5 protein-coding genes and 2 pseudogenes are annotated in these 13,709 nt (G+C 43.8%); 6 read left to right on the top strand and 1 reads right to left on the bottom strand.

Going from position 1 to position 13,709, the window contains the following annotated elements; all coding sequences use genetic code 11:
- Nucleotides 1-94: 94 nt before the first annotated feature.
- The 5 genes and pseudogenes from AB1F57_RS12140 to AB1F57_RS12120 form a co-directional block, all read left to right on the top strand.
- The gene (locus AB1F57_RS12140; protein ID WP_209306918.1) at nt 95-835 is read left to right on the top strand and encodes a CppA N-terminal domain-containing protein; all 741 of its coding nucleotides are present in this window, start codon (nt 95-97) and stop codon (nt 833-835) included.
- Nucleotides 832-1,773, top strand: coding sequence for a serine hydrolase domain-containing protein (locus AB1F57_RS12135; RefSeq protein WP_105137470.1), 942 nt, complete (start codon nt 832-834; stop codon nt 1,771-1,773). The genes AB1F57_RS12140 and AB1F57_RS12135 overlap by 4 nt, the downstream gene beginning before the upstream one ends.
- Entirely contained in the window at nt 1,767-2,309 is a 543-nt protein-coding gene (locus AB1F57_RS12130; protein ID WP_167785130.1) for a DUF1697 domain-containing protein, read from the top strand. The genes AB1F57_RS12135 and AB1F57_RS12130 overlap by 7 nt, the downstream gene beginning before the upstream one ends.
- A gap of 238 nt (nt 2,310-2,547) precedes the next feature.
- Nucleotides 2,548-3,768 carry an MFS transporter gene (locus AB1F57_RS12125; protein ID WP_170239272.1) on the top strand — a complete coding sequence of 407 codons (1,221 nt, stop codon included), beginning with the start codon at nt 2,548-2,550 and terminating at the stop codon, nt 3,766-3,768.
- Nucleotides 3,769-3,932: 164 nt separating this feature from the next.
- Nucleotides 3,933-4,443: pseudogene (locus AB1F57_RS12120) on the top strand (Fic family protein); the annotation flags it as partial.
- Between the two features lie 161 nt (nt 4,444-4,604).
- On the opposite strand, the gene pflB reads toward AB1F57_RS12120, so the two are convergent.
- Nucleotides 4,605-6,953, bottom strand: coding sequence for a formate C-acetyltransferase (gene pflB / locus AB1F57_RS12115; protein WP_105137039.1), 2,349 nt, complete (start codon nt 6,951-6,953; stop codon nt 4,605-4,607).
- A gap of 275 nt (nt 6,954-7,228) precedes the next feature.
- Between pflB and AB1F57_RS12110 the strand changes: the two are divergent.
- Nucleotides 7,229-13,295, top strand: a pseudogene (locus AB1F57_RS12110) (endo-alpha-N-acetylgalactosaminidase family protein).
- The last annotated feature ends 414 nt before the right edge of the window (nt 13,296-13,709 follow it).

Raw genomic sequence — 13,709 nt, 5'->3', positions numbered from 1 at the left:
AATTCTGTAAGGAAAAATGTCGAAATCTACGGGAAATCATTTGTAAAATTAAGTAATATTCTATATAATATCTAGGAATGATATTAGGAGGGAAATGATTGTGTTAAGGGAAAATCAAGCCGTAGTACCTGTGCTGCGGGTCAATAATAGAAGTGTTAATCAAGCCTTCCTAGAAGATAATTTGGGGATGAAAACCAAGCTGGAAGACGGCCCATTTGCGGAATTTGCTGGTCATCAAGACAGCGAGATTAAGCTGGTTTTGCAGGAATCGCCAGGCAATCGTAGCCGGGCTATTCGTGGACTGAAGAAGCTCAATAAAATCATTATCAAGGTCGAGAAGGTTCACGAAATTGAGGCTCTGTTGGCTAATGGAACGGTTTACAGCAAGCTCTACAAGGGGCACAATGGCTATGGTTTTGAGGCAGTATCGCCTGAGGGGGATACTTTTTTGCTCCACAGTGAGGCAAGCATCGATGATTTAACAGCTATTCTGCCACCAGTTCCTTTTAAGGGGGATGCTGATTTCGCTGGTTTAAGTCATTTTGAGGTGGAGTCTGTTTGGATTAACAGCCCTCATCCAGTAGTTAGCCAGGATTTTTATGAGACTATCTTGCCCAACCAGGTCTTTTTGCGTTTTGTTGGGGCAGAGGGTGAGGATTTACTGACACCAGCAGAAGAAATCTGGGACTTGGACAGCCTCCGTTTTGCGGTAGAGAGTGATTATGATTGGTCTGATTTGGAGAGCAAGCTAGATGTTCCATTTTTCAAAGACAAGAAAGCGATCTTTATCCAAACAACAGACCCAAGCGGTATTGGATTGTGGTTTGAAAAATGAGACAAGCAATTTTAGACAAGGTTTCAGAGCAGATTGGGCAGGGGGTCTATCCTGGTGCCAGTCTGGCTCTTTTTTCTAAGGGTCAGTGGCAGGAGTATTATCTGGGGACCCAGGACCATGTGACCCCAGTAGTAGCGGGTCTGACCTATGATTTGGCCTCCGTTTCTAAGGTCGTCGGTGCTGGCACCTTGGCTATTTTTTTGGTCAATAGCGGAGCTTTGGAGTTGGATAGGAGCTTGCAGTCTTATCTGCCTGCTTTTGCGGATAGCCATGTGACCATTCGCCAATTGCTGACCCATACCAGTGGCATCGATCCCTTTATTCCCAATCGTGACAGTCTGACAGCTGACCAACTCAAGGAGGCTATTCTGAAGATTGGTGTGACAGAAGATAAGTCTTTTTTCTATACGGATATCAATTTTCTGCTCTTGGGATTTTTGCTGGAGGAAATGCTGGGGGACAGTCTGGACCAGCTCATTAAACGCCGTATCCTAGAGCCCTTTGGCATGTCCCAAACCAGCTACGGACCAGTTAGCGAGGCAGTGCCAACCCTTAAAGGCGTCAAGGCTGGGCTGGTGCACGATCCTAAGGCGCGTGTCTTGGGGCGACATGCTGGAAGTGCTGGTCTTTTTTCGACGGTCGAGGACCTAGAAATCTTTTTGGACCAGTATTTGACGGCGGATTTTGCAGGTCAATTGACCCAAGATTATGGCTTTGATGCCAATCGTAGCCGTTCACTGGCTTGGGATAAGAAGGGGGATTGGCTCAGTCATACGGGCTATACAGGCACCTTCATCATGTACAATCGTCCCTTGCAGCTGGCGGCTATTTTCCTGTCTAATCGGACTTACGATAAGGACGAGCGGGCTCAGTGGAAGTTGGACCGCAATCAGGTCATGAAATTGATAAAACAGGTTTTGGAGGAGGAAGTATCGTGAGATATGTCTTATTACTGCGGGGCATCAATGTTGGCGGACGCAATAAGGTAGTCATGGCGGAGCTCCGCCAGCAGGTAGAGGCCATGTGCTACACAGATGTTGAGACCTATATCAATTCTGGGAATTTATTTTTCTCGTCGACCCATAGCAGAGCGGATATCGTGGCGGACTTTGACCAGTTTTTTGCGGCGAATTATCCTTTTGTTGAGACCTTTGCTCTTCTGAGCGAAGAAGATTACGGGGCGGAGCTAGCCCAATTACCAGCTTGGTGGCAGGAAGATTATTTCCGAAAGAATGTTCTCTTCTTTACAGAGAAACTTGAGTTTGACAAATTGAAAAACTATTTGGCAGACCTTGTGCTTGGAGCTGAGATTTTCCAGCTGACGGACCGGGCTATTTATTGGGCGGTGACTTCTGAGGAAGGCTACCATGGTACGGCCTATCATAAAAAATTAGCTGGTTCTCCCTTTTACAAGCAATTGACCATCCGAAATGATAAGACTTTTGAGAAATTGGGGCCTTATCTGAATCAGTAATGCATACAATTAGTTGACAGCTAGTCGCTTTTTTAGTAGACTAGTAAAAATTGTTAATAGCTTTAACTGTGTCCTGTGAGGCATAAAAGTGAATCAATGAGAGATGGAAAGGGTGTTTTTTCCACATTATTTTAATGCACTTTTAAGAGCAGGGACGGTAGTTCCTGTTTTTGTTTGAGCTTTTCTCAATTTTTAATAAAGGTGGTCTGTGAGCCACCATTAAAAAGGAGAATTATCTATGTTGGGTTTGAAACTCGATAAAAATAATCAGCGTGCCTTAGCGGCGGCCATTGTGGCTTCTGGAACAGACGATTTAAATGTCATGTTCCTGTCATTTTCTATGGCTAATATCATAGCAGAGCTGGGCATTTCTGGAGCCCAGGCTGGCTGGATTGCGACCATCACCAATCTGGGTATGCTACTGGGTGGATTAGTATTCGGTGTCCTTGCTGACCGCTACAATAAATTTAAGGTTTTCAAGTGGACCATTGTCATCTTTGCAGTTGCCACGGGACTCATCTACTTTACCAATAGCCTGCCTTACCTTTACCTCATGCGTTTTATTGCCGGCATCGGGGTCGGTGGTGAGTATGGTGTTGCTATTGCTATTATGGCAGGTATTGTCCCCAAGGAAAAGATGGGACGAATTTCTTCCCTCAATGGTATAGCGGGCCAGATTGGTTCTATCAGCTCGGCTCTCTTGGCAGGCTGGTTGGCTCCAAGTTTAGGTTGGAAGGGGCTCTTCCTCTTTGGACTCTTGCCTCTCCTTCTGGTCTTATGGATGCAAGTGGCTATAAAAGATGATGCTATCTTAGACCATTCTCCAGGCCAGGACAAGGAAGATACGGCAGTCGCTCATGTTAGTCAATTGTTCAAAACGCCTGCTTTGACAGCCCAGACACTGGCATTGATGGTTATGACAACGGTGCAAATCGCAGGCTACTTCGGTATGATGAATTGGTTGCCGACCATTATTCAAACCAGTCTAAATATTAGTGTCAAAGATTCTTCTTTGTGGATGGTTACTACCATTCTTGGCATGTGTATCGGTATGCTGGTTTTCGGCCATATCCTGGATAAATTTGGTCCTCGGCCAGTCTACAGTGCCTTTCTCCTTGCCTCGGCCGTCTGTGTCTATCTCTTCCAGTTTGCCAATTCCCAAGTGAATATGATTCTGGGTGGTATGATTGTTGGTTTCTTTGTAAATGGGATGTTCGCAGGCTATGGGGCTATGATTACCCGACTTTATCCACATCACATCCGCTCTACAGCCAATAACGTTATCCTAAACGTCGGTCGGGCAGTAGGAGGCTTCTCCTCTGTCATTATCGGTATGATTCTGGATGCTTCCAGCCCAGCCACTGTCATGGTCTTCTTATCTAGTCTTTACCTGATTAGCTTTGTAGCCATGCTCTCCATTCAAAATTTGAAGAAAGAACGGTATAGCCAATTTCAGTAGATGAAGAGAATTTGGTTGCTGAATGTGATTGATTTTTAGAATTACTATTCTACCGATTTCAGTCTGATTTTGACGATCTGTTATTCTATCAAAGTTGTTATGTTATCCATATCCTTCCGAAAATCCTCTCCCTATCCTTCCGTTTTTCACCTATCCTTCCGCCCCTCCGTGAGACAGGTATGGTCTTGCGCGGTTTGACCATTGACCAGAAACCTTTGAAAGGTCACCTTGAAGCCATTGGTCACAGGGAAGCTTTTGAGTATGTGCAGACCCTGGTGGCAGAGGGTGCACCCTTGACGGAGCAGGTCGTGAAGGATATTCACTCTCTGGTATTATCGGATAAAAAAGACGATAGGGGCGTCTATCGAAAAGTGCCGGTACGTATCATGGGAGCTGCAAATAAAACTGCCCAGCCTTTTATGGAGCAATGGCTGGTGGACTATGCTCAAAGTCAGGAAGACATCGTGACTAAGATGGCTCGTTTTAACATCGCCTTTGAAAGTATCCATCCCTTTATTGGATATAAAATTCTCAGATCGACTAGCTTACTACAAGGCCTTTGATGACTTTCATGCCAAAGGAAGTTTGTCAGCAATGGAAGATGTGTTTGTCCGTTATTTGAATGAGAGATTAGATATGTATTTATCTATCCTATCTCTTGATCATGTGGAATAGTTGCTAGAAAAAATATGGAGTGCCTATGGCTCGGTAGTATCTTCTTAATGATGCGGTGACGGAAACGAATAATTAACAAGGGAGCCCGTTGTTTCTTCAAAAGAAAAATTCTTATACAGCAAAAAGGACCTGCATTGCAAGTCCTTTTCAGTTTGTTTTGATTAAGCATTCACACCTGAAACTTCAGCTGCGTGGTCGTCCATTGAGAGAACTTCGTGGAAGACACGTTGGGTCAATTCCATTTTTTGCTCTTTAGTGAGGTATTTAGTGTTTACGCAGTATCCAGAGATACGAACGATAACGTCCTCACCAGCCATGATTTTCTCATAAACGTCGTTCAAGTCCATAACGTTCAAGTTAACGTGCTGACCCCCTTGTTCGAAGTAACCGTCAAGGATTGTCACCAAGTTTGTTACTTGCTCATCGAAGGTCTTACCAAGCGCTTTTGGAGAAACCTGAGTTGTCAATGAGATACCGTCGTTGGCATGGTTGAAGTCCAATTTAGAAAGGGTATTCAAGTTTTGCAACCAACCACCACGAGCTTTAGAAGTTGGGTTCGCACCTGGTGGGAAGAATTCTACTTTAGAAGTGTTGACTGAGCCATCTTCGTTGAGGAATACCCCACGGTGAACTGGTGAGTTACCAGTTTGCTTAGAGTAGGCAACGTTTGAAGTGATAGTCAAGATAGACACGGCAGCTTCCGCATTCTTATAGAGTTTCTTGCTTGCAAGACGAGTATAGAATGCTTCCATGAGCCATTTAGCAATATCATCTACACGGTCATCGTCCTCACCGTAGCGTGGGAAATCACCGATTACTTCATAGTCATAGATAAAGCCATCTTCGTCACGGATTGGTTTAACTTGTGCATATTTGATTGCTGACAATGAGTCGACTGTATTAGCAAATCCACAGATACCGAAGCCCATGTTTGCACGAAGGTGAGTTGGCAAGAAGGCCATTTGAACAGCTTCGTAGTTGTACTTGTCTGTCATGAAGTGGATAATATTCATGGCATCTACATAAGTATCTGTCAACCAGTCAAGGGCAGTTTCAAAGTCTTTGATGACACGGTCGTAGGTGAAGATTTCTTCTTGGTTTGGCTCAACACCGTCAAATACCTTGTATTCTTTGTGGACATCATCGTAACCAGCGTTCCAGCTTGAAAGAAGACCTTTCAAAACGTTGACACGAGCACCGAAGTACTGGATGTTGTGGCGTTTGTCTTCGCTTTCTGGGTCAAGTGGTGACACACAGCAAGAGATACAAGACATTTCGCCGTAGCCGTCTTTGGCCATGGTTGTTACACCTTCGTATTGGATAGAAGAGTGCTTGTGGCTCATAGCCATACAGTAGCGACGGAAGGCATACGGCAATTTGTCAGACCAGAGAACGGTCAAGTTTGGTTCTGGTGAGTTGCCGATATTGTCAAGCGTGTTGAGGAAACGGTAGTCCATCTTGGTAACACGGTGGCGACCGTCATTACCCATACCTGCCATAGAAGTGGTCAAGAAGGTAGGGTCACCAGAGTAGATTTCGTCGAATGATTTTGTACGAGCAAACTTAACGGTACGAAGTTTCAATACGAAATCGTCAACAAATTCTTGGATTTCTGATTCTGTAAATGTTCCGCGAGCCAAGTCACGTTCTGCATAGATATCAAGAACGATTGGTACACGACCGAGGGAAGTTGCAGCACCGTTGATGACACGACATACTGCCATGAAGGCGATGTTGGTCCACTGGATAGCTTCCTTGGTGTTCATGGCTGGTTTACGGACGTCAACGCCGTAGTGGTCACCCAAGCGAACAACTTGTTGGAGAGCTTGATACTGCATGTTGACTTCTTCGCGGAGACGGATGGATTCTTCATCAATCTCAGTGATAGCATTCCAGTCGGCTACCTTTTCTTCCATGAGGTAGTCAGCCCCGTAAAGTGCCAAACGTGCGTACATACCGATGATGCGACCACGAGAATAAGCATCTGGCAGACCAGAAACGTGGTGTGAGTGGCGGGCGCGGCGGATGTTAGCTGTATAGGCACGGAAGATACCGTCGTTTACAGTGGTTGCGTGTTTGGTGTAAATTTCATGCAAGAGTGGATCTGGAGTGTAGCCGTTTTCGATGAGAGTAGTCTCAGCCATACGGATACCGCCTTTTGGCATGAAGTTAAGCTTGAAGAGTTCATCATTTTGGATACCAAAGATGAGCTCATTTTCTTTATCGATGAAGCCAGGGCCAATATCAGCGATAGAAGTTGCACGGTCGATATCCATAGGGAAACGAGTGTCTTCGTAGCCTGCTTTTGTCTCCTCGATAATTTTTTTAATATGTAGTGAACGCTCAGTTGGGCCTGCAAGGAAGCTTTCATCACCATCATATGGCGTGTAGTTGGCTTGTACGAAACGAGTTACACTAGCCTTATCTTGCCAGTCGGTACCTTTGAAGCCTTCCCAGGCTTGGGCGAAAATGTCTTCAGTAACGTTTTTAGTTTTTACTTTTGTTGACATGAGGGTTCTCCTTTAGGATAGTTTTGTTTTTCACATATTTTAGTATATCATATGTAAGCACTTTCTGCAAGGTCAAAATACTTGAAAATAATTGAAAAATGTGGTAAATGGTTACAAAAAATGTGAAAAAATTATTAAACTTTCATAGAAAAAGATTTTTATCAAAAAAAAAAAACAAAAACAAAAACATGTTAACATATTGACATTGTGTAAGCGTTTTTGTAAAATAAAGCTGTATAAACCAATTTTCTCAACATATCATAAGGAGGTAAACAATGAGAAATTATTCGAAAGATTTGTTTTCTAAGAAAAATCACTACTCAATTAGAAAACTAACCGTTGGTGCAGCATCGGTCATTGTTGGAATGAGCCTGTTTTCTGGTGCTCAAATCAAGGCTGATGAAATAACTGTAGCAGAAGGTGCTACCAGAGAAGCTGTTCTGGCCCCTACGGAGGAAGCTGCGGCTGAAGAGGAGGTCGAAGAGAGAGCTGCGACAGAAACTGCAGAGGCAGCAGTAACTCCAGAACTCAACCTTGCGCCAGCAACAAACACAACGGAAGAAGTTGCAGCGGAGTGGACAGCTAGCTCCAATCCAGCAGGTACTGTTGAAGTTCGTGAAGAAGATGGTGTTCGTTACAACCGTTTGTCTTCTGTTAGTGGCCAAGATAACGGTGCTTCAACAGGTACATTTACTAGCCCTGATTTGAAAATGAATGCAGATGGTAGCGCGGCTATTTCTCTAGATCTTATTGAACGTTCAGATGCTGAAAAAGGTCGCTTCGGTGTCTATTTGAACCATACTGATGCTTCTAAACATATTTTAGTTGGCTATGATAATTTGGGATGGTTCTGGGAGTACAAGTCTCCTGCGGCAGCTAATGGCGGAACCTGGTATAGTGGAACTCGTGTCAATGAACCAGCAAAAGATACTGCTTATCGACTCAATGTCAACTTGACAACAGGAGGACAATTGTCTGCTTCGATCGTGTCTGCAGAGAATCAAGAAACAGCACTTTTCAATGCCATTCAAATTCCGGCAGAAGTATTGGCAGATCTTCGGACTAGCAATGCAGCCAAACTCAAAGTAACAAGCTATGGTGCAGATCGGACTATAGTAGATGTTAAGGCAACTAACCAGACTGGTCTCAATAGCGATGAAGCAAATACTGATGAACAACCGGTTGAAGAAACCCCAACACCAGCTGATATCCAGCCAGACTGGACATCTACTTCTGCCATCAAAGGAACTGTAGCCATCAAGGAAGAAGGCGGGGTTCGTTACAATGCACTTTCTTCAACGGCACAAAACAATAATGGAGATAGCATTGCCATCTTTGAAAAAGCTGGATTGGAAGCAAGCCCAGAAGGCAATGTCAATGTAAATTTGGAATTTGTAGAGCGTTCCGAAGACAACCAAGGCCGTTTTGGAGTCTTTGTCAAATACAAAGATGTTAACAACTTCCTCTTTGTTGGATATGATAATTTAGGATGGTTCTGGGAGTACAAGGTTAACGGTACAGGAAACTGGCTACGTGAACGGACAGTCACTACATCTCCTGTAAAAGATAGTAAAAATACTCTATCGATTTCATACAAATCAGATGGGCAGTTGAATGCTACTAACAATGATGTACAGTTGTTTGATACACTAAACTTGGAAACAGCTGTGAAAGAAGCCTTGTCAGCTGAAAAACGAGTTGCTTTGAAATTAGGTACATTTGGTCAGCAATTAACCAAGGTTGATATAAAAGCAGATGATCAAACAGGTGTGACCCCTGCAGATGAAAAAGAAGAAACACCTACAACAGCTTTTGTTGTCAATGATGCGGCAGTTGCCTATGATGAACTCAATTCAGGTGAATTGACTGCCAAGATTGACCAGGCCTTCCCACGTGTTAGAGAATATACTTTCAACGGGAACAAGGTATTTGGACAGGTTCATTCCCTCAATTCACTACGCATCAACAATGTGAAAGTGACGCCAACCGTTACCTATAACAAAGTTGACGACAAGACCGCTCACTATGTTTTGGATGTTGTGGATGAAGCTAACAAAATCAACGCTTCTATCAAGGTTCAAATCAAGGTAGAGGGTAAAGAACTTCACTTTGATGTTTTGGAAGTTAATAACCGCAACCAAGTGACCTATGGAGCAGAGATTGATGATGTTGCCAAGTTGATCCAAACCATTGCTTTTGATGAAAATAATTTGGTTTCAGTCGCTAGCCATCAAACCGATGCAAAATTTGATGGAAGCCGCATGTCGACCCACACCCATCGTACAGGTGATGAACATATTCAATTGCAAGATGGTGTGAATTACCAACGTCAAGGATACATGTATGGCTTTGTTTCAACAGATCAATTTGCGGCAGCAGTTTGGAGTAATTCACAAAATAGCTATGGTGGTGGTGCAAGTGACTTTACACGCTTGACAACAAATAGCCATCGATATACTGTTGATGGTGAAACTGGTGTTCATCTAGGAATTGCTTCCTCTCCATGGAGATGGGAGGGAGCCCACAACGGTGTCGTTTATCCAGAATATACTCTCGAATTGCCAAGTGCAAAAGTAGTTTTTGCAGCTGATGTAAACAATGATAATAAGGTAGACTGGCAAGATGGGGCTATAGCTTACCGTGACATCATGAACAATCCAAAAGGGCATGAATATGTACCGGAACTGGTAGCTTATCGTATTGCTATGAACTTTGGATCACAGGCTCAAAACCCATTCTTGATGACCTTGGATGGTATTAAGAAAATTGCCCTTCATACAGATGGCTTGGGACAAAGTATCCTCTTGAAAGGTTATGGTAGTGAAGGTCATGACTCTGGACACTTGAATTATGCAGATATTGGTAAACGTATCGGTGGCACAGAAGACTTCAAGACCTTGATTGAAAAATCACAACCATATGGTGCAAAACTAGGTATTCACGTCAATGCATCTGAAACCTATCCAGAATCCCAATACTTCTCTGAAGAGATTCTTCGTCGTCAGGCAAATGGGGACTACGCCTATGGTTGGAACTGGATTGATCAAGGTATCAATATCAGTGGTCATTATGATTTGGCCCACAACCGTTTGAAACGTTGGGAAGATTTGAAGAAAGAACTGGGTGACGGATTAGACTTTATCTATGTCGATGTGTGGGGTAATGGTCAGTCTGGTGGCGAAAATGCTTGGGAAACTCATGTTCTTGCCAAAGAAATCAATATGCAAGGTTGGAGAAATGCCTTTGAATGGGGTTATGCAGGTGAGTATGACTCGACCTTCCAGCACTGGGCAGCAGATTTGACCTATGGTGGCTTTACTCTGAAAGGTATCAACTCTAATATCGCCCGCTTCATTCGTAACCACCAAAAAGATTCATGGGTTGGTGATTATCCTGCATATGGTGGTGCTGCAAACTATCCACTACTTGGCGGCTACGATATGAAAGATTTCGAAGGATGGCAATACCTTGGTCTTGACCCGTAAGTCAAATGATGTTAACAATGCTGGCTACCGTCAACGGACAGTAACCTTGAATGGTCGTACGATTCAAGATGGAGCAGCTTACTTGGCGCCTTGGAACTGGGATGCGAATGGTAATGACCTGACTAGTGACAAACACAAAATGTACTACTTCAACGAAGAAGCAGGTGTCACAACTTGGACCCTTCCTTCAGATTGGACTGGTAATAAGGTTTATCTCTACAAACTTACTGAGCTAGGTAAGACAGATGTTCAAGAATTGGCAGTAACCAATGGTCAAATTACCATTCAAGCGGATGCAAATGTGCCGTATGTCCTCTATAAATCTCCACAGACAAATCCAGAGATGTCCTGGAGTGACGGCATGCATATCTATGACCAAGGCTTTAACTCTGGTAAGCTAGACCATTGGACAATTGATGGTGATACTAGCAAGGCTACTTTGGTCAAATCCCAAGGTGCCAACGATATGCTCCGTATCCAAGGCAATACATCCAAAGTTAGTCTCAGTCAAAAATTGACTGGTCTGAAACCAAATACCAGCTATGCAGCTTATGTAGGGGTAGACAACCGTAGTACTGCAAAAGCTAGCATTACGGTCAATACAGGCAGTTCAGAAGTTACAAACTATACAAATGAGTCTATTGCTCTGAACTATGTAAAAGCCTATGCTCATAATACATTGCCACAAAATGCAACGGTTGAGGATACAAGTTACTTCCAAAACATGTATGTATTCTTCACAACTGGAGACAATGTGGATAATGTACGTTTGACCCTATCTCGCGATGCAGATGATGCAGCAACCTATTTCGATGAAATTCGTGTCTTTGAAAATGACTCAACGATGTTTGCAGGAGGTCACAATACAACTGCTGGTACCTTCAAGCAAAACTTTGAGAGTGTTCCACAAGGTATTTTCCCATTTGTTATCGGTGGTATTGAAGGAGTTGAGGACAACCGTACCCACCTTGCAGAAAAACATGCTCCATACACTCAACGTGGCTGGAATGGTAAGAAGGTGGACGATGTCATTGAAGGCACTTGGTCACTCAAGACAAATGGTCTGACAGCTCGCAATAGCATTGTTTACCAAACTATTCCACAAAACTTCCGCTTTGAAGCTGGCAAGGCCTATCGTGTAAGCTTTGATTATGAAGCTGGTTCCAATGGAACTTATGCCTTTGCTATCGGTGAAGGACGTTATAACAATGATGCCGGTAGCCTAACACTGAATCCATTGAACAATTCATGGGAAGATAGTGATAAGGCTAAGAAAGCAAGTTTCTTAGTTACAGGTGCAGAGTCTGGCAATACTTGGGTTGGTATCTTCTCAACTCGCCGTGGTGGTGATACTAAGGGAGATACTGGTGGAAATGCCAACTTCCGAGGCTACAATGACTTTATGCTAGATAATCTGGTGATCGAAGAAGTTACCTTGACTGGTCACTTGTTGACAACAGATTACTATAACTTAAATACCCCAGTCTTGAATGAAAACTATACTCAAGCAAGTTTGGCGCCGTACAAAGAAGCTTTGTTAGCAGTGTCTGCAGCTCCTGAGGATATTAGTATCGAAGACGCTCGTACCTTGATTGCTACTGCCAATACAGCCCGTCAAAATCTTCAAGTGAAGAAAACAGCAATCACAAATGAAGATATTGGCTTGGCTCAGGCTAACGCTCAAGAAGGTGAAGAACTAGCTAAAGCCTTTGACGGCAATCCGTCTACTATCTGGCACACACCATGGAATGGCCGTCATATTAATGAGCCAGCGACAGTGAACCTTAGTAGACCAGTTGACATTCAACGTTTTGAATATGTGCCGAGACAATCAGGCCACAACGGTATCTTGAAAGCATTGACATTGGTAATTACTGATGATCAAAACGTGGAACATACCTTTACTGGTGCGGATTGGCCAGCAACAAGTGCTACTAAGACAATTGATTTCGGTAAGACAATTAAGGCTAAGAAGATTGTGATTACAGGTACTGCCTCATACGGTGATACTGCAGATCAATTTATGTCTGCTGCTGAATTCCGTTTCTTGACACCTGTTCAGGAAGAAGCCACCCTTGATAAGTCAGCATATGAAGCAGCACTTACTGCAGCACGTTCAGCAGGTAAGACAGCTCTTGTCAAAGAAGTGGAAGACTTTATGGCTTCTGTCGAAGCTGCAAATCTTTTGACAGCAAATATCTTAGATGCTATAGTTGCTCGCTTGAATGCTACCGAAACGCCAGCAAATCCAGGCACAGTTGATGAGCCAGTCAAACAAGATGAGGACATCGTCACTGCAAAAGGAGAAAGTACCAAAGCAGATCCTCTTCCGTTAGGGGAATTGCCACCGCTTGTGATTGCAAAAGGTGATAGTGTTAAAGCAGAACCATTACCTGCTTTCGATGGAGGCTTAGTTCCTAACTATGTTCCTACAGTAGCTGCTCTTCCAAGTATTGATCCTGCAAGCTTGGCGAAAGAAGCTGCTAGTCCAGGCACAGTTGATGAGCCAGTCAAACAAGATGAGGACATCGTCACTGCAAAAGGAGAAAGTACCAAAGCAGATCCTCTTCCGCTAGGAGAATTGCCACCGCTTGTGATTGCAAAAGGTGATAGTGTTAAAGCAGAACCATTACCTGCTTTCGATGGAGGCTTAGTTCCTAACTATGTTCCTACAGTAGCTGCTCTTCCAAGTATTGATCCTGCAAGCTTGGCGAAAGAAGCTGCTAGTCCAAAACCAGCCAAAGCTACTTCAGCTACTTTACCGCAAACAGGTGAAACAACTGAACAAGGCTTGCTCCTAGCAGCTGGTTTAGTAGGTCTAATGGCTATGGCGGCTCGAAGAAGACGATTTGAGTAGTCATTTCAGAAAAAAATAATTAGCTTGTTCTCCAAATACATTAGAGGTAGGTATCGGACCTGCCTCTTTTGTATGTACGACGGGCATGTCGTACATCTGAGGTGAAAGTCCTCCGTGGACACCCGCTACCGGTGAACCCCAAAGCGACTCCCAAGCCTGACTATCGTGAGGTAGCGGGGAGAGGAAGGGATAGCGAAATCGTGGCTCTACGAACAGAAACGTGATAACAAGGCGTATATAGGGGATGAGGGGGCATACAACTCTAAAGTCCAAAAAGGTAGTCGTAACCTATAGACGTAAATCACGAGAGTAAACGAGGAAAGATGTACGACTTATCCCGTGAGGTCTCATGAGCGTCAAAGACGTAGTAACAACGAATCATGAGAAGTCAGCCGAGGCCATAGTAGCGATGAA

Origin of the sequence: Streptococcus nasisuis (assembly GCF_040836615.1) — a bacterium.
GTDB classification, from domain to species: domain Bacteria; phylum Bacillota; class Bacilli; order Lactobacillales; family Streptococcaceae; genus Streptococcus; species Streptococcus suis_V.
The sequence above is the reverse complement of the archived record's forward strand: the minus strand, read 5'-3'. Positions and strand labels throughout refer to the sequence as shown.

Bases quoted from the DNA above. Each gene is read 5' to 3' on its own strand.
- pflB (WP_105137039.1), bottom strand. From the start codon at position 6,953: ATGTCAACAAAAGTAAAAACTAAAAACGTTACTGAAGACATTTTCGCC.
- AB1F57_RS12140 (WP_209306918.1), top strand. From the start codon at position 95: ATGATTGTGTTAAGGGAAAATCAAGCCGTAGTACCTGTGCTGCGGGTC.
- AB1F57_RS12135 (WP_105137470.1), top strand. From the start codon at position 832: ATGAGACAAGCAATTTTAGACAAGGTTTCAGAGCAGATTGGGCAGGGG.
- AB1F57_RS12125 (WP_170239272.1), top strand. From the start codon at position 2,548: ATGTTGGGTTTGAAACTCGATAAAAATAATCAGCGTGCCTTAGCGGCG.